Origin of the sequence: Brevundimonas sp. TWP1-3 (genome assembly GCF_049896085.1) — a bacterium.
Taxonomy (GTDB): Bacteria; Pseudomonadota; Alphaproteobacteria; order Caulobacterales; family Caulobacteraceae; genus Brevundimonas.
In genome coordinates this window covers 1,571,883-1,588,054 of the sequence record NZ_JAFCTP010000001.1, presented here as the reverse complement: position 1 = coordinate 1,588,054, position 16,172 = coordinate 1,571,883, and the positions used below count along the sequence as shown (strand labels likewise).

Sequence of the window (16,172 nt, the reverse complement as noted above, 5' to 3'; positions counted from 1 at the left end):
CACCCCTGTGTGCGCCCGGTCGTGGCGGGCGCGCTCTCGGATTCCTGCCTCCTGAAAACCGGCTGGAGGCCGCCGTGAGCGATGTGAAGGAGATGAACCCGGACGCTGCGGCGAGCCTGAACGGGCTTTACCGACGCTATTCGGGGTGGCTTGGAAAGCGCCTGCGCGGACGTGTGGGCGTCGATGAAGCCGCCGATGTGGTGCAGGAAACCTACCTTCGCCTAGCTCCCTATCTCATCGAAGACATCCGTCACCCCAAGGCTCTGCTCCTTCGCGTGGCCCTCAACCTCGTTCGCGATGAACGGCGTCGGATGGCCCTCCGGGACCGGGCGATGCAGGGGGCGATTCCAATATGGGTCACAGCGGTCGACGCGCCTGTCGACCGGCTGCACCTCAAGCAGGTTCTCCTGACCATGCCGCCGCTGTATCGGGACGTCTTCGTCTTGAGCCGGTTTGACGGTATGACATATCCGGAGATTGCTCTGGCCCACGGGATCAGCCTGGCTACGGTTGAACGGCGGATGGCCAAGGCTGTTGAGCACTGCATGGCCCAACTGGACGTCTAAGGCACGAACGATGACTGCCGATAATGACCTGGACGTAAGACGACGCGAGGCCGCGTCGTGGTTCGCCACCCTCAACCAGAAGCGGGTGGCGGCTTCGGACATCACTGCTTTCAGTCAATGGCGCCGCACCCCTGCGAACGCGGAAGCCTATGCCCGGATCGAAACGATGTGGGAGGCGGCCGGGAGCCTCAAGGGCGACGCCGATATCGCCGCCTTGACTGCAGGGGCCCGCGCACGCGCCGACGCCTCGCGCAAACTGCAGGGCCGCCTCGCCAAAGGCCTTATACCGATCGGCGCCGTGGCGGCCGTCGCCGCAGTGGTTGTCGGCGTGACAATGTGGTCTGCCCGTCCTCTGTCCTATGAAACCGGGCTGGGCGAACGGCGGATCGTCGTCCTGGCCGATGGGTCAAAGGTTACCCTGGACACCGAGTCTCGCATCACCGTCAGGCTCACCGGCCGTCGCCGTGCTGTAGAGCTGGCGAGCGGCCAGGCCTTCTTCGATGTGGAGGGCGATCCCGCCCGCCCCTTCGTTGTTCGCGCCGGCGCGACCGACGTCACCGCCGTAGGAACCCGGTTTGACGTCCGCCGCGCGGGCGGCGGCGCGCAGGTGACGCTCGTCGAAGGCAAGGTCGATGTCGTAGACCGGGGGCAAGCCACGCCGCGGTGGTCCCTCGCCCCGGGCCAGCAGATTGTCACCGCCTCGCCTCGTCCAGCCGTCCGGTCGGTGGATGCGGCGTCGGAGACCAGCTGGACATCCGGCCGCCTCATCTTCGCCGGCGACACCGTCGAAGCCGCTGTGGCCGAGGTCAATCGCTACACCGCGTCCAAGGTCGTCCTGGATGCGCCCGCCATCGCCGATATCGCTGTCAGCGGCGCTTTCAACACGGGCGATGTCGAGGGCTTCGTGTCCGCGCTGACCGAGCTCTATCCGGTCGTCGCCGACCGCACGGCTTCCGGTCAGATCGTCATTCGTGACGCCCCCGCGAAAAATGCGAGCGTGCGCTGAGGGGTTTTGCCACGCCCCTTCGTCTCTTCCCCGAACCGCGTCTGTGCGGATATCCATTTCGGGGGATTATTATGCGTATCGGTCTTTGTTCGTCTGCATTCGGAGCACTCGCTGTCGCGGCGGCAATGCCTGTCGTCGCCCAGGCGCAATCCCCTGCCGTCCAGTTCCGGGTCCCGGCGGGCCCGCTACAAACCGCTCTTCCGCTGTTCGCCACGCAGAGCGGCGAGCAAATCCTCTATTCCACAGACCTCGTAGCCGGCCGTCAGTCTGCGGGCGTCAGCGGCGCGCTGCGGACCGATCAGGCGCTGACCACGCTACTGCAGGGCACGGGCCTGCGCGCGCGGCGCACGAGTCCCAATACCCTGGTTGTCTACGATCCGGACGCAAGGGCGGACGCGACAGATGAGGCTGTCGAGATTGAGGATGTTGTCGTCACGGGAAGCCTCATCCGGGGGGTCGCCGACGGCCCCTCGCCAGTCGTTACGGTGACCCGGGACGAGATGGATCGGAATGGCCGCGCAACCGTGGCCCAACTGCTCGCGAGCTTGCCGCAGAATTTCGGCGGCACGGCGAACGAAGGCGCACTGGGAAACGGCGGCGATCGCTCCGGCACGAACTCGACATACGCCAATGGCGTCAACCTACGCGGTCTGGGCAGTGACGCCACGCTCGTCCTCATCAATGGACGCAGGCTCGCGGGTACGGGGGCCAAAGGCGACTTCGTCGATGTCTCGACAATCCCCACCGCCGCAGTCGAGCGCGTCGATATCCTGTTGGACGGAGCCTCCGCCCTTTACGGCGCCGACGCTGTCGGCGGCGTCGTGAATATCATCCTCAGAGACGACTATGATGGCGCCGAGACCCGGGTGAGGGTCGGAAACACCTCCGACGGCGCGAGCGGCGAATATCAGGTCGCTCAGGTTCTGGGACGGCAGTGGTCGACCGGCTCGGCGATGCTGACCTACGAATACTACGACCGTGAGGCCCTGGCCGGATCCGAGCGTCGGCGAGCTGGCGATGCGGACCACCGCTGGCTCGGCGGAAGCGACCGACGCTCCTTCTACAGCAATCCCGGCAACATCGTCGTTCTTGACCCCGCGACCGGCAGCTACATTCCCCGGTACAGCATCCCCGATGGCCAAAATGGGGTGGGCCTGCTCCCGGCCGACTTCCGCCTCGGGCAGACCAATCTCGAGAACTTCAGGGCGACGAGCAACATCCTGCCCCGCCAGACTCGCCAAAGCGCCTATGCCGCCGCCCGCCAGTCTTTCGGCGATCGCTTCGAGATCAGTGGCGATGCTCGGTGGGGCATGCGCGAGTATGAAACGGTCTCGACGGCGATCAGCACCCTGCTGACAGTCACCCGAGCCAACCCGTATTTTGCGTCACCGACCGGAGCCAGCTCGCACACGATCGCCTATTCCTTCCAGGGCGAGATCGCGCCTCCCAAAGTCTTCGGCGAAGTCGAATCCCTCGGCGCGAGTCTGGGCGGGACGGCTGACCTTTTTGGCGACTGGCGGCTCGAGTCCTACGTCTCGTACAGCACCGAAGAGGCCCATACCGGTTCCGACGGCGCCTTGCAGTCGACCAATCTGCGTGAAGCCCTCGGCGCGGTTGCGGACAGCCCCGCCACCTCCTTCAGCACGGCGCGCGACGGCTTTTTCAACCCCTTCGGAAGCGGCGCGTCCAACAGCGCGACCATCCTGGACTTCATCAGCGCCGGCTACACCCGAAACCAAAGCCAGACCAGAAATCTCTCTGCCAATCTGCAGATCGGCGGCACAGTCATGACGCTGCCCGGAGGGCCGCTTCGGCTCGCAGCCGGGCTGAACTTCCGTAGAGAAACCTTCGAACGTCAGGTCACCAACTTCTCCTCGGGCGCCGCTCCGACCGTCGGGGCTCGCACGAAAACCGAACGCGATGTCAGCGCTGCCTTTGCGGAGTTGCGTGTCCCCTTGTTCGGCGAGACCAACGCCCTTCCCGGCCTTCACCGGCTGGAACTGTCGTTGGCGGCGCGCTTCGAAGATTATGGTGACATCGGCCAGACGACGAGCCCGAAAGCCGGCGTCCTGTGGGAGCCGACCGAAGGCCTCCTCCTCCGGGCAAACTACGGTCGCTCCTTCCGGGCCCCTGCCCTGCGCGAACTGAACGACGCGGCGAGCGCCAGTCCATCCATTCTACCGCGTGGATCGCTGCAGATTCTGTCGATGATCCTCTACGGCGGCAATCCCAACCTCGAGCCCGAGGAAGCGGACACATGGACTGCGGGCTTTGAGATCAAGCCCACTGGGTTGCCTGGTTTGAGACTGGGCGCAAACATCTTCCGGACCGACTTCGACAACCGCATCGGTCAACCCGCGCTCGAAAGTATTCTCACGGCCCTTTCCGACCCTTCGCTGGCCCCGTTTGTTCGCACCCTTGATCCGGTGAACAACGCCGCTGATCGCGCAGCCGTCCAGGCCATTCTGGATCTGCCGACCACTAACCTGCGCGACCTGTTCCCCGCGACCTCCTATGGGGCGATCGTGGACGCCCGCTATGTGAACACCGCCAAAGTACAGGTGGAGGGCCTCGATCTCTCAGCCGGCTACGGCTTCAATCTCGCGGGCAACGCCTTCGATCTCGACGTTAACCTGACCTGGCTGGAGCGTTTCGACGCCCAGCCAACACCGACCTCACCGACGGTGTCCCAGCTTGATCGCCCCAACTTCCCGGTCGGCCTGCGGGGACGAGCGTCGGCGAGCGGGTCCCGCGGCCCCTGGACGGTGTCGCCCTCGCTCAACCACGTGGGGGATTATGCGGACCTCACCGGTCGCCGTATCGGCTCCTGGTCCACAGCCGACGTGTTGGTGCGCTTCGCACCGGCCGGGGGTTTGCTCGACGGAACCGCCGTGTCGCTGACCGTCCAGAATCTCTTTGACCGCGATCCGCCATTCTACGACGCCCCGGAGGGGATCGCCTACGACGCGGCCAACGCGAACGTGCTCGGCCGGTTCATCTCGCTGCAGCTGACCAAGGCCTGGTGATGCGACAGCTTCCGTTGATGCTTGCCCTCGCGGCGAGCCTGGCCGGAGTCTGTCCGGCGTCCGCTCAGACCCATCGGTTCGGAGTGGAGGATCTGATTAAACGGGAGGGTGTCGGTCAGGTCCGGGCCAGCCCCGATGGACGCTGGGTGGTCGTGGAGCGACAGGCCGCCCACGACCAGGCTGCGACCTATCGCTTCCAGACCATGACCTACGCGCTGTTGACCGAACTGGAGATCCACGCGGCGGACAAAGGGTCGCCGCCACGGCGGTTTGCAGCGGCGGGTCACGACGTCGGTTATCTCGCGGGCCCCTTCTCGCCGAGCGGCGCGCGGATGGTGGTGGTCAAAGTCACCGAGGCCACCTACCGACTGGGTATCCTCACCTTGGCGAGCGGCGCCGTTCAGTGGCTCTCGATCACGCCGGAACAGAGCCAGTTCGGGCGATCCATCGCCTGGAGATCAGAGACCGAAGTCGCCGTCATTGCTCGGCCGCTTGACGATTTCCCGATCCAGATGCGGGTCGGGTTCCAAACCCAGGACAGGATTGAAAGCCTTTGGCGGAACGCGGCCTCCGGTCATGCCTCGAGCGGCGTTTACATCCCCAGTGGCGCGACGCGCGATGCTCGCGCTCAAGCCCTGCCCTCCAGCCTTATCCTCGTCAACGCCCAGACCGGCAGCCAGCGGGTTCTGGCGCAGGGCGAATGGTTCGATCTGGCGCTGTCGCCGGATGGACGCCGTCTCGCCGCCCTTCGCAACGCCGAGGACATCCAGCCCACCCCGGATCGCCCCCTCCTGGTCGGGGATCCCATTCGTCGCCGACGTCTCGCGGTGATTGATCTCGACAGCGGCGCTGTGGCCGATCCGCTGCCGGACGAGGACCTCGCCATGTATCTGATGTCCTGGGCCCCCGATTCCTCGCGCCTGCTCGCCTACGGCCGCCCATCCGCATCGGCGGACTTTGATGAGGGCGGTCGCTACTGGCTCATCGGTCGCGACGGACGGGCCACAAGGCTCGACACGGGCACGGACCGTCCCTGGCTGCAGAGGACCTGGGACGGCGTCGCCATCCCTCTGGGAAGCTGGGACGGTGCGCGGCCCCTGATACAGGTCGGCGAAACCGATCAGAACCGCCATTGGCGACGGGATGACGGGGCCCGCTTCCCGGTCAAGGAGTCCGGTGAACGGATCGCCCGCTTCGAGGGCCAGACCGTAATTCAGCGCCGCGACGGGCTCTACGCCCTCAACGGGGCCAAGGCTGTTTCGGGCCGGCTGGTGGACCTAGGGCAGATGTCCGACGGCGCCAATCCCGCGCAATGGAACCCCGATCCCGTTCTTCTTGGGCAGGGAAAGGTTATTGACGGGGCCTGTATCCACACCGCGGCGCCGTCGCCTCCGGTCTGTGTTTCTCCCATTCCAGAGGGTGAGCGTCCTCTGGCGGTGCTCCCGTCCGGGATCGTGACGACCGGCCTGGACGAACGCGGCGTCACCACCGTACGCCTTCATACGTTGGGTGAGGTCCAGACGCTGACGACCGTCAACGCCGCGTGGCGTGACATCGACTGGGGTCGCGTCGAGCCCGTCGCTCACTTGGGACCGGAGGGTCAGTCCCTGACGAGCTGGCTCCTGCTTCCTCCAAACATGCCGGTTGGCGAGCGCCCGCCTGTCGTGGTCCAGATCTATCCCGGCAGAGCTCTGTCGGCGCCGCCGGCGACGATCCTGCCCGGGTCCAGGAATCCGCAAAACAATCCATCGGTGATCGCCGGGGCAGGCTATGCCGTTCTCATCGCCAATCTGCCCCACCCAGCGTCCGGACCTCGAATGGACGATCTCGCTGAGCGCATCTTCGCCATCGTTGACGAAGCCGGCCGTCGGGGACTGATCGATCCGGACCGGGTCGCCGTGACCGGCCACAGTTACGGCGCCTATTCGAGCCTGCGCGCTGCGACCCAGTCGGACCGCTTCAAGGCCGTGATCGCCACCAGCGGCTACCCGGAGCTGACGCGCTCGATGGAACTGCCGCCCTTCTTCCGCGTGTCCCCGGACGAGGGCGTTCCGGTCGGACAGATGGCCGGCTGGGGCGAGACGGGCCAAGGGCGGTTCGGCGCCTTCTCAACCTCCCCGGAGAACTACGTCGCCCAGAGCCCTCTCTTCAGCGTCGAACGTCTGAGAACCCCCACGCTTCTCGCTGAGGGCGATCAGGAGAACGCCCGTATGGGCGCGCTGTTCAGCGCACTCTATCGACTGAACCGCGAAGCGGCCTTGGTGACCTACTATGGCGAGGGTCATGTCTATGAGAGCCCCGGCAATGTGAGGGACCTACACGCGCGCATCCTGGATTGGCTGGCTCGATATCTCGGTCCGCCAGCGCGCCTCGAGCCGCTGCGTCCAGCGCTGCGCCCAGACCTCGAGCACCCCGAGCAGCAAGGGCCGGTTGGCGCCGGGACTCCATAAGAGACGTTCAGGCTCCAGATCCCGACCGAGCTCCACCCGATCGAACAATCGATGCTCGACCATCAGCCCGTCCATCAGAAGGGGACGCAGGTCCGGAAGGCTGCGCTGGACGACGTGTCCGTAGAACCGGCCCAGATCACCCTTGTCACGACGCTGGGCGATGGACGGCGGTAAACGGCCCGCGAAGGCTTTGCGCGCAAGGCCGCGGTCTCTCGGACCCAACGTCAGGCGATCGGCGGGGATCGCGAGGCAGTGCTCCATTACGGGCTGACTGAGCAGGGGATGGATCAGGTCGGCGGCCCTCGCGCGCAAACAATCGCTCCAGAAAAGCTGGCAGTTGGCGAGACGGTGCACCTGTCCATACTTCCCCGGCGGAAGATCTGCGGCATCCCCCAGCCAGGGATGGAGCGGCGCGGCCGAAGGCTTTCGGGGCGGAGGCCAAAGGGCCAGACGCGCAAGCGTCCAGGCGGAATGGCGGGTCCACCTGGCCATTTCGCCCCAGTAGCGCGGGCGGAACCCGGCCAGCCCTTCGCGGCGCCGGCGGTCCACCACGATGCGGGGCTCTGGCGCCTGATAGAAGACTGCGTCCCCGCCCTGCCCCGTCACGAGGGCGGTGGCGCGCCCCTGCCGCAGGCGTCGGGCGACGTCGCGATCATAGGCCACGTCGACGCCATGCAGTGCGGGGCGAATGCCTTCACCCAGCGGGCGCAGAAGCGCTTCGGTGATGGCTGCAACCGGCTTTCTGGCCGCCTCGAGGCGCAGTCCTGATTTCTCGGCCGCCGCCAGTGCGTAAGCTCGTTCATCACCCTCGCTCCAATCAGCGAAATAGTTGACGAAGCGCGCCCGCGGGCCCAGCCCCGCGGCCGCGACGCTTCCCGAAACGATGGCGGAATCGAGCCCGCCGGAAATCTCTCCCTGGATGCGCTCATGGGGTGCGAGAGAGACGGCCACCACCTGATCCACGAGGGTGCGAAGTGCGTCAGGGCTGTCGTCAAACGCGGTCCCGACAAAGCGGGACGGACGCCAGAGGGCATGGCGCTCCATGGTGTCGCCGAGAAGAACCATATCTCCGGGCGTGACGACGTTCAGGCCTCGGAGCGGAGGTCGGTCGCTGAGCAGTCCGGGATCGTTCGACAGCGTCGCCAATACCTCCCAATCGATCGCGATCTCCGGTGGCAGGAGAGCATCCGCAACCTCTGGAGGCTGATCGGACGCCAGTCTCAGCCCCCCGCTGCGCCACCACACGCAATCGATGGCGCCGCTTGGGTCTCGAATAAGAACGAGACGGCTTTCGTCGTCGCGCCAAGCCAGAATATAGCGTCCCCAACCGGATCGGACGACCTCCGATCCCAGGCTCCCTGCTGTTCGGCTCGTGCCAATGATCGAGGACAAGGATCGGTCGCTCGGTCGCCACGTTCCGATCTGGATGTGGCGGCGATGGACCTGCCGCACGGCCACGGTCGCGTTGGGTCCCAGGAAGACTTCGATGTGGTCAACAACAAGAGCCGATCGCCAACCCGCTGCCAGAAGGTCCCGGCGGACTTGATCGAGGCGATCCCGATCGGCTGGCGTCGCGTGGCTGCTGTCGATCAGAAGGTAAGCCCGCGCATCGACAGCGGGCGTCATCGGCACAGCAGGGGCTGGTAGGCAGACAGGCGTTCGACATCATCATTCAGGCAGGTGTCACCCAACTGAACCCAACAATGCGCCATGAATGGAAAGAGCCTCACCCCGAACACCCAGTCGGCGCGGAGACCCTGCCGATGCAGGGCCTGAACGAGCAAAGCCGACCGAACGAGGCATTCACCCTCGATCGGGAGCCAGGGCTGCAGTCGCCAGAACACCGTCGCAGCGCGCTGCACATCCGGCTCGGCCGCAGGTCGTAGCGGGGGTTCAGAGAAATAGGCGGTGATCCCGGACCCGGCCGGGATCTTCCGCACCGCGAGCGCGGCGGCGAGGCCCGCGTAGATATCGCGCCATGATACGGCGGCGGGGTCGTGGATAACGGTCCGCGCGGGTTTCGCCGGCAGCGCTCGCACCAACGGTGGCGCTTGGGCTTGAAGCAGTCCCGCCGCCTGGAGGGTGTCTCGCGTCGAACCGCCCAGGACTTCAGCTCCGCCGTCAGATCGGCGCACGACGGTCTCGCCGCCGCTTGGCAGACAGAAATAGTTGTCGGCCTCGAGATCCAGGATCACGAGCGCCGTGTCGATGACGGCCGCATGCACGCCGGTCTTCAGAAACATCATGAGAGATCGCCCTGATGAGGACGCCGGCCCCTGACGGGCCGACGTCCCTTCGTTCAGTGGAAACGCACGCCAGTCATGGTCCAACGCTGGACCGGGATCAGCTCGAACTCGCCGTCCGGCGAGTCCGCCCGAGTCTGGTCCGCGGCGGAGCCGAGCCGGAGCAGGCCCGATCCGGCCTCGTCGTAATACTGGATCGGATTCAGTTCGGGCTTCTCGACGCCGACTTCGGCGCGGGTGTGATGGGCGGCCGACCCCAGGGAGATCAGACGCGTCAGGTTCTTCAGCATGGTGATTGCCTCCTATGCCGGACGGGATTGCCCGACGCCGTCAGGAGGCGCGTACGCTGTCGTATTTTCAAACTATATTTGGAATATACTTCACACAGACTGACGCATCATCTTCTCCAGGGCCGAAGAAAGGGCGAAGCGACCCTTATGATACTCGTCGAGCGCAGCCGCCAACTCCCCGCTCCCGCCCTCTGACCGGAGGCGTTCAATTTCGAGCGCGATGTCCAATCCAGTATTCTGCAGGACCGCTTCAACCCTGCGGATCGGTCTGAGCTGCGCAGAGACCCGCCGATAGGCTTCGAAGACGGCGCTGTTCCCCCCATGCTGCGCGAGCTGATCGAACACGAGCTCGACCCGCAGGACCGGATCCGTCGGCGGGTCCGCCGTCGGCGCTTGGGGCGCAAAGCCCTCTTCGGAGCCCCACCGCAGAAACTGGTGATGAAGCTCGTAAAGGCCAATGATATCAGAGGCGGTGAGGCTCGGGGCGAAGTAGCCTCGTCCTGGCCGATGCTCGATAATGCCCTCGCCAGCGAGGTGGGCCAGCGCCTCGCGTACAGGCGTTGGACTGAGACCGAGTTCGTTCGCAAGACTGGTTGCGACCAGAGGACGCCCCCAACCGAACCGACCCGCTGCGGCATAACCAGCAAGGGCGCTGTGGGCGACCGCGAACTGATCGCGTTCGCGCATCAGGATACGGTTCCCGGCGCCCCGCGCGAAGCCGCGCTTCCGGAGCGACCGTACGAAGCGCGGAAAGCCGCGAACTGACCAGTAGCGGCAATGCGTTTTTTAGTTTCCATTCGAGAACTGCATGTTCTTTGCGCACTTTCCGCAAGACTCGGGACACCGTGAGCTTCCCGTCTTCCATTTGATGCTCAACTGACGCATTTTTCAACCACCGGGAGTACGGCGTCGAGAACCGCGTTGCCCTCCACAACCCGAGGCAGCCGAGCTGATGGAAAGCGATCGTCCCCGCTCTCAGAACGAAATCCTGGCTGCGGCCCTGCGGTTGATCCGCCTGCATCGACGGATGAAGCCCGCCGAAGTGGCCGACGCCATGGGCATGGCCAAGCGGTCGTACGAACACTTCGAGGCCGGGAAGGGAAAGATCAATCTCGAGCGGATCCATCGGTTCGCCGAGGCCACGGACAGTGATCCCTACGCCATCATCGACTGTATGGCGCTCGGCTCCCCTGAGTTCGCCGTTCGCTGCGCGGATAACAAGGCGATGCTCGCGCTGCGGGTTGTCACACAGGAGTTCGACGAGGACGTGGGCGATGCGATCATGGAACTCGACACGCGCTCGATCATCAACGCCTTCACGCGCACCCTGAAGGACCTTGGGATGCAGGCCGTGAGACGTGATGACGCGGCCAAGGCCTGGCTCGATGAGCGGATCGGACGGCTGGTCACGCCCTCGAAGGACGAGGACGAGTGACCGGGGTTCGTCTCACACCGTAAGTTCGCTGCGTGAACTTTGCGGTATTGCCGCAAGTTCGAAACCGGGTCTGGCTTGAGTCCCATGAACCAGTCGCTTTCCAGATCGTCCGGTGGAGGTCGTCTCGCGCTCGCAGCCCGCCTGTCTGAACGGCAGTCAGACTGTCTGCGCCTCGCCGCCCAAGGCCTACCGTCCCGCGAGATCGGACGTCGCCTCAGCCTCTCCTCCCGCACGGTCGATGATCATATCCTGCTCGCCTGCAGGACGCTGGGTGTCAGAACCCGCGTCCAGGCCGTAGCCCGGCTTGTCGGGGACGACCGCCGCGAAAGCGAGCGGCGCACCTTCGCCCCGTAGGTCTGCGGTGGCGCCCTGACGGATCGATTGGGCGCTGCCGATGGGGTCTGCTGACGGCTCTTAACGGAGCCCTGCCTTGCTCGATCTCGCACTCGTCCTCGCCCTTTCCGCCCAGTGCGCGCCCGGCGTCTCGCCGCAGACCCTGGCCGCGATCGCCCATACGGAAAGCCGCTTCAATCCCCTGGCGATCGGCGTCAATCGCGGCGCCGCCGTGCGCCAGCCCAGGACCCGCGAGGAAGCGGGGCGGGTCGCGCGCCGCCTGATCGCCTCGGGCGCCAACATCGATCTCGGTCTCGCCCAGATCAACTCCAGCAATCTCGGATGGCTGCGTCTGAGTGTAGAGGACGCCTTCGACCCCTGCCGCAACCTGACCGCCGCAGGGACCGTGCTGCGCGCCGGCTTCGATCCCGCATCGACGGCCTTTGACCGTCAGCAGGCCCTGCGCGTGGCCCTGTCCCGATACAACACCGGTCATCCCGATCGCGGCTTTCGCAACGGCTATGTCGCGCGCGTGGAAGCGTCCGCGGCGCGCCTGGGCCTGGCCGTCTCCGCGCCGCCGCTATCCGAAGCCGCATCAGGCTCACTCCCCGATCAGGTGGCGCCAGACCCCGTCGCGCCACCCGCCGCCTGGGACGTGTTCGCGCGCGCCACCGCCAGCGCGATCGTCCTCTTCGCCCCCGCCTCACAGACCCAAACCTGGAGCGTCAACCCGTGACCCTGTCCCCCATTCGACGCCGCCAATGCGCGGTCGGAGCGATCGCCCTGGCGACAACCCTGATGTCGGTGCAGCCCGCCTTCGCCTCGGCCAATGTCGAGGGCCTGCTGCAGAACGTGGTCGACATGCTGACCGGCAACACGGCCAGGCTGTTGGCCATCCTGGCGGTCGTCATCGTCGGCATCCTGTGGATGTTCGGCCTGTTCGATCTGCGGCGCGCCGCCATCGTCATTCTCGGCATCGTGGTGGTCTTCGGCGCCGCCGAGATCGTCGGCCTGATCACGGGCGGCGCCTGATGGCCCGGGCCGACGCCTGTCTGATCGTCGCAGGGATCGCCGGCGGCCTTGCGCTGACGCTGATGCTCGGGGTCCGGCTGATCTCGCCGGCACGCTTCGCCCAGGCTCTGGGCGGCGGTCTGGTCGGTCTCGCCGTGGCGAAAGCCGCCCTGGTCCTGAGCGGGGCGGACCATGGCTGAGGAACGACTGATCGAAGAGCCCCTCTTCCTGGCCTGCACCCGGCCGGCGATGATCCTGGGCGTGCCGATGGAGGCCATGGGCGTCAACGTCATGATCTCCGGCCTGGCCTTTCTCGTCGGGGGCAGCCTGCTCTATCTGCTGATCGCGCCGGCCCTGCATCTGGTCTTTCGGGCGATCTGCAAGGTGGACCACAACGCCTTCCGGCTTCTGCTGGTCTTCGTCGACACCAAGGGCCGGTCCCGCAACGGCGCCCTGTGGGGCGGCAGCTCGGCGACACCCCTCCCCCTTGTCCGGCGTTACAGCGCAAGGGAGCTGCTCCGTGGGTGAGCTCCGTCTATCGCCGTCGCGTCTGCGCAGGGAGGGCGACGCCCTGGCCGGCCTGCCCTATGCACGCCACGCCTCGGACCACATCGTCACGCTCGATAGCGGGGCGCTGATGATCGCCTTCCAGCTTCAGGGCGCGGCGTTCGAGACCGCCGACCCGCGCGATCTGAACGACTGGCACGTCAAGCTCAACCAGACCTGGCGCAACCTCGCCGACGACCGGTTGGCGGTCTGGCACCACATCGTTCGGCGCGAGGTCCAGCCCGAGGTCATGGGCGGGTTCCGCTCCGACTTCGCACGCGATCTGAGTCAGGCCTACGAAGCGCGGCTCGGAGGCCGGCGGCTGTTCGTCAACGAACTCTTTGTCACCCTGGTGCTCCATCCCGGCCGTGATGCCGGCGATCGCGCTGCGGCGCTCATGCGTCGCCTGCAGACCGCCCGCCGTCAGGACACGGAGGTCGCCCCCGAACTGATCAAGCGGCTCGAGGACGCCGCGCGCGATCTTGAGCAGTATCTCGGCCGCTATGCGCCGCGCCGCCTTGGCCTGTACCAACACGGAGACATCTGGTGCTCCGAACCGATGGAGCTGGTTCGGCTCGTCCTTACCGGGCGGCCAGGACGCGTCCCCATCGTTTACGGCCATCTCGGATCCGCGGTTCATACGGTGCGCGTCATCTTCGGACGCGAAAGCCTGGAGCTTCGGGACGTCGACGCAGGCCGTTACGCGGGCGTCCTCGCCATCAAGGAATATCCGCCCTCGACCCGGCCCGGACTGTGGAACGCGCTGCTGAGCGCGCCTTTCGGGTTCGTCATGACCCAGTCCTTCGCCTTCCTGTCCAAGGCGGCCGGGCGATCGGTGATGGAGCGCAAGCAGAACCAGATGGTCTCCGCGCGTGACCGCGCCGCTTCCCAGATCGACGGCCTTTCGGACGCGCTGGACGATCTGGTCAGCAACCGGTTCGTGCTCGGCGAACACCAGGCGTCCGTCCTGGTCTACGGCGACACGCCCGCCGCCCTGGCCGACCACCTTTCGAAGGCGCGGGCGTATCTGGCCGACTCCGGCCTGGTCGTCGCCCGTGAGGACCTCGGCCTCGAGGCCGCCTTCTGGTCCCAGTTCCCCGGCGGCTTCGCGCGGCGCACGCGTCCGGCCGCGATCACTTCACGCAACTTCGCCGCCCTCGCGCCTTTCCACGCCTATCCCGTCGGAAAGCCTCACGGCAATCACTGGGGACCGGCTGTGGCGACGCTGCGCACGACAGCCGGATCCCCTTTCTACTTCAACTTCCACGTCGGCGATCTCGGCCACACCTTCATCTGCGGCCCCTCCGGGTCGGGCAAGACGGTCGTCCAGAACTTCATGCTGGCGCAGCTGGAGCGGTTCGACGCCCAGCAGCTGTTCATCGACAAGGACCGGGGCGCCGAGATCTTCGTTCGGGCCTGCGGCGGCACCTATCTGGCCCTGCGCAACGGCGTGCCCACAGGGTTCGCGCCCTTCAAGGCATTGGAGCCGTCACCCGCCAATCGCGCCTTCCTCAGCCGACTGGTGCGGACCCTGGTCGCCCGACCGAACGAGACCCTGTCGGTCCCGGAAGCGCGCGCCATCGACGAAGCGGTCGCCGCGCTTGAGGCCCTCCCGCGCGAGCGACGCTCGCTTTCGGCCCTGCGCAGCTTGCTCGGTCAATCGGACGTGGGCGGCGTGGGGGCGCGGCTGGAACGCTGGGTCCGGGGCGGGCCGCTTGGCTGGGCTCTGGACGGCGAGGACGACGCCCTGTCGCTCGACGCCCGCTTCGCCGGTTTCGACATGACCGATGTGCTGGACCACCCCGAGGTCCGCACGCCGATGATGCTCTACCTCTTTCACCGGATCGCCCAGCGGGTGGATGGGCGCAGGCTCGTCCTCGACATCGACGAGTTCTGGAAGGTGCTGGGCGACGCCGCCTTCACCGACCTGGCCCAGGACGGCCTGAAGACCTGGCGCAAGCAGAACGCCCTGATGGTGTTCGGCACCCAGTCCCCGGCCGACGCGCTGCGCTCACCGATCGCCCACACCATCCTCGAACAGTGCGCGACCAAGATTTTCCTGCCGAACGCCCACGGCCAGGCCCGCGACTATGTCGAAGGCTTCGGCCTGAGCGAGGAGGAGTTCCGACTGATCCGGGACGAGCTGACGCCGGAGTCTCATCGCTTCCTGGTCAAACAGGGTCACGACAGCGTGGTCGTGGAGCTTGACCTCAAGGGGCTGGATGACGCGCTGGCCGTCCTGTCCGGACGATCCGAAACCGTCGCCCTTCTCGACCGGCTGAGAGCCGAGACCGGGGACGACTACGCCGACTGGCGGGGCCCCTTCCATTCCCAGAGGAGACTGACATGAGACGCTCCATCCTTTCGATCGCCGTCGCCCTGGCCGCGATGACCGCTGTTCCGGCCCACGCCCAACAGGTTGTCTATGACCCGACGTCCTTCGCCCAGATGGTCAAGGATGCGCGCACTGCCATCGAACAGCTCGACAGCCTGAAGGCCCAGGTCCAGCAGGGCGAGGAACTCTTCGCCAGCCTCAACGACCTGTCCAACGTCAACGCTATCGCTGCACGGCTGGGCCTCCCCGATATCCGCAATCCCCTGCCCGACATGGCCACCCTGCGGTCGGCCGCCGACGGGGACCTGTCGGCGCTCGGCGAACTGGCCGAGAGGGCCGACGCGATCCGCCGCGAGACCCGCGTCTATACGCCAGCTGCGCCGTCCACCGCCGCCGACGCCCTGGAGCGGTCAGGCGCGCGGACCGCCCGTGATCTGGCGATCGGCGAGGCCGTCGACCGGTCGGCGACCGATCGTCTCGAAGGCCTGGAGACGCTGCGTCGCGCGCTCGACACCGCGCCGAACGCGCGGGCCGTGATGGACCTGAACGCCCGGCTCGCGGCGGAACAGGCCCTGATCCAAAACGAACAGGTCCGGCTGCAGGGCCTGGCCCTGACCCAGGCCGCCGAAGCCCGTCTCGAGGAACAGCGGGCGCGGGAGCGGATCGCCGCGGAACGGTCGGCCCGCATGGACGCCTACCGTCAGGCTTTTCAGTGAAAGCCGCCCTGGTCCTGCTCGGCCTGCTGGCGGGTTGCGGCGAGCCGGAATCTCCGAGGGCTGAGCCGCGCCCGGATCGCGCCGCGCTCGAGGCGGCCGTCGTGGACTGCGAACGCGGCGCCCGCCGGCACGGCTGTGACGCCGCCCAGGCGCGGCTCGCCGAGGTCCGGCGGGCCGACCGCATGGCCGCCTACCGGCAGGGTTTCTAGGAGGTC

General features: G+C 66.6%; 16 protein-coding genes and 1 pseudogene. 13 read left to right on the top strand and 4 right to left on the bottom strand.

Features of this window, described 5'->3' with window-relative positions; genetic code table 11:
* The first annotated feature begins 74 nt into the window (after positions 1–74).
* The 4 genes and pseudogenes from ACP693_RS07905 to ACP693_RS07890 all read left to right on the top strand — a co-directional run.
* Positions 75–566: an RNA polymerase sigma factor gene (locus ACP693_RS07905; protein WP_008261235.1), complete on the top strand. Its 492-nt coding sequence runs from the start codon at positions 75–77 to the stop codon at positions 564–566.
* Between the two features lie 10 nt (positions 567–576).
* A complete protein-coding gene (locus ACP693_RS07900; RefSeq protein ID WP_426017663.1) occupies positions 577–1,572 on the top strand; it encodes a FecR family protein in 996 nt (331 codons plus the stop codon).
* A 71-nt stretch (positions 1,573–1,643) separates the two neighbouring features.
* Entirely contained in the window at positions 1,644–4,598 is a 2,955-nt protein-coding gene (locus ACP693_RS07895) for a TonB-dependent receptor domain-containing protein (RefSeq protein WP_426017665.1), read from the top strand.
* Positions 4,598–6,895, top strand: a pseudogene (locus tag ACP693_RS07890) (prolyl oligopeptidase family serine peptidase); the annotation flags it as partial. The gene ACP693_RS07895 and the pseudogene ACP693_RS07890, both read left to right, overlap by 1 nt.
* 18 nt (positions 6,896–6,913) lie before the next feature.
* On the opposite strand, the gene ACP693_RS07885 reads toward ACP693_RS07890, so the two are convergent.
* From ACP693_RS07885 to ACP693_RS07870, 4 genes are all read right to left on the bottom strand, one after another.
* A complete protein-coding gene (locus tag ACP693_RS07885) occupies positions 6,914–8,674 on the bottom strand; it encodes an asparagine synthase C-terminal domain-containing protein (protein WP_134581271.1) in 1,761 nt (586 codons plus the stop codon).
* A complete protein-coding gene (locus ACP693_RS07880) occupies positions 8,671–9,294 on the bottom strand; it encodes a lasso peptide biosynthesis B2 protein (RefSeq protein ID WP_426017668.1) in 624 nt (207 codons plus the stop codon). The genes ACP693_RS07885 and ACP693_RS07880 overlap by 4 nt, the downstream gene beginning before the upstream one ends.
* Positions 9,295–9,347: 53 nt before the next feature.
* The gene (locus tag ACP693_RS07875) at positions 9,348–9,581 is read right to left on the bottom strand and encodes a hypothetical protein (RefSeq protein WP_114816364.1); all 234 of its coding nucleotides are present in this window, start codon (positions 9,579–9,581) and stop codon (positions 9,348–9,350) included.
* 90 nt (positions 9,582–9,671) lie between these two features.
* Positions 9,672–10,268, bottom strand: a complete 597-nt coding sequence (locus ACP693_RS07870) for a GntR family transcriptional regulator (RefSeq protein ID WP_426017670.1) — start codon at positions 10,266–10,268, stop codon at positions 9,672–9,674.
* Between the two features lie 265 nt (positions 10,269–10,533).
* On the opposite strand from ACP693_RS07870, the gene ACP693_RS07865 reads away from it, so the two are divergent.
* The 9 genes from ACP693_RS07865 (at position 10,534) to ACP693_RS07825 (ending at position 16,166) form a co-directional block, all read left to right on the top strand.
* The gene (locus ACP693_RS07865; RefSeq protein WP_114816366.1) at positions 10,534–11,016 is read left to right on the top strand and encodes a helix-turn-helix domain-containing protein; all 483 of its coding nucleotides are present in this window, start codon (positions 10,534–10,536) and stop codon (positions 11,014–11,016) included.
* Positions 11,017–11,100: 84 nt separating this feature from the next.
* Complete coding sequence (locus tag ACP693_RS07860; protein WP_426017672.1) at positions 11,101–11,370, top strand: LuxR C-terminal-related transcriptional regulator; 270 nt, start codon at positions 11,101–11,103, stop codon at positions 11,368–11,370.
* A 76-nt stretch (positions 11,371–11,446) separates the two neighbouring features.
* Complete coding sequence (locus ACP693_RS07855; protein WP_134581275.1) at positions 11,447–12,085, top strand: lytic transglycosylase domain-containing protein; 639 nt, start codon at positions 11,447–11,449, stop codon at positions 12,083–12,085.
* A complete protein-coding gene (locus ACP693_RS07850) occupies positions 12,082–12,381 on the top strand; it encodes a TrbC/VirB2 family protein (protein WP_244093369.1) in 300 nt (99 codons plus the stop codon). Before ACP693_RS07855 ends, ACP693_RS07850 begins: the two co-directional genes overlap by 4 nt.
* Positions 12,381–12,560: a hypothetical protein gene (locus ACP693_RS07845; RefSeq protein WP_134581276.1), complete on the top strand. Its 180-nt coding sequence runs from the start codon at positions 12,381–12,383 to the stop codon at positions 12,558–12,560. Before ACP693_RS07850 ends, ACP693_RS07845 begins: the two co-directional genes overlap by 1 nt.
* Positions 12,553–12,888 (top strand): type IV secretion system protein VirB3, encoded by a 336-nt coding sequence (locus tag ACP693_RS07840; RefSeq protein ID WP_114816371.1) that lies wholly within the window; start codon positions 12,553–12,555, stop codon positions 12,886–12,888. The genes ACP693_RS07845 and ACP693_RS07840 overlap by 8 nt, the downstream gene beginning before the upstream one ends.
* Positions 12,881–15,256 carry a VirB4 family type IV secretion/conjugal transfer ATPase gene (locus ACP693_RS07835; RefSeq protein WP_134581277.1) on the top strand — a complete coding sequence of 792 codons (2,376 nt, stop codon included), beginning with the start codon at positions 12,881–12,883 and terminating at the stop codon, positions 15,254–15,256. The genes ACP693_RS07840 and ACP693_RS07835 overlap by 8 nt, the downstream gene beginning before the upstream one ends.
* Positions 15,253–15,957 carry a type IV secretion system protein gene (locus tag ACP693_RS07830; RefSeq protein ID WP_134581278.1) on the top strand — a complete coding sequence of 235 codons (705 nt, stop codon included), beginning with the start codon at positions 15,253–15,255 and terminating at the stop codon, positions 15,955–15,957. Before ACP693_RS07835 ends, ACP693_RS07830 begins: the two co-directional genes overlap by 4 nt.
* A complete protein-coding gene (locus ACP693_RS07825) occupies positions 15,954–16,166 on the top strand; it encodes a hypothetical protein (RefSeq protein ID WP_134581279.1) in 213 nt (70 codons plus the stop codon). Before ACP693_RS07830 ends, ACP693_RS07825 begins: the two co-directional genes overlap by 4 nt.
* Positions 16,167–16,172 lie beyond the last annotated feature (6 nt).

Bases quoted from the DNA above. Each gene is read 5' to 3' on its own strand.
- ACP693_RS07830 (WP_134581278.1), top strand. From the start codon at position 15,253: ATGAGACGCTCCATCCTTTCGATCGCCGTCGCCCTGGCCGCGATGACC.
- ACP693_RS07865 (WP_114816366.1), top strand. From the start codon at position 10,534: ATGGAAAGCGATCGTCCCCGCTCTCAGAACGAAATCCTGGCTGCGGCC.
- ACP693_RS07860 (WP_426017672.1), top strand. From the start codon at position 11,101: ATGAACCAGTCGCTTTCCAGATCGTCCGGTGGAGGTCGTCTCGCGCTC.
- ACP693_RS07840 (WP_114816371.1), top strand. From the start codon at position 12,553: ATGGCTGAGGAACGACTGATCGAAGAGCCCCTCTTCCTGGCCTGCACC.
- ACP693_RS07900 (WP_426017663.1), top strand. From the start codon at position 577: ATGACTGCCGATAATGACCTGGACGTAAGACGACGCGAGGCCGCGTCG.
- ACP693_RS07885 (WP_134581271.1), bottom strand. From the start codon at position 8,674: ATGACGCCCGCTGTCGATGCGCGGGCTTACCTTCTGATCGACAGCAGC.
- ACP693_RS07895 (WP_426017665.1), top strand. From the start codon at position 1,644: ATGCGTATCGGTCTTTGTTCGTCTGCATTCGGAGCACTCGCTGTCGCG.
- ACP693_RS07880 (WP_426017668.1), bottom strand. From the start codon at position 9,294: ATGATGTTTCTGAAGACCGGCGTGCATGCGGCCGTCATCGACACGGCG.
- ACP693_RS07845 (WP_134581276.1), top strand. From the start codon at position 12,381: ATGGCCCGGGCCGACGCCTGTCTGATCGTCGCAGGGATCGCCGGCGGC.
- ACP693_RS07875 (WP_114816364.1), bottom strand. From the start codon at position 9,581: ATGCTGAAGAACCTGACGCGTCTGATCTCCCTGGGGTCGGCCGCCCAT.
- ACP693_RS07870 (WP_426017670.1), bottom strand. From the start codon at position 10,268: ATGCGCGAACGCGATCAGTTCGCGGTCGCCCACAGCGCCCTTGCTGGT.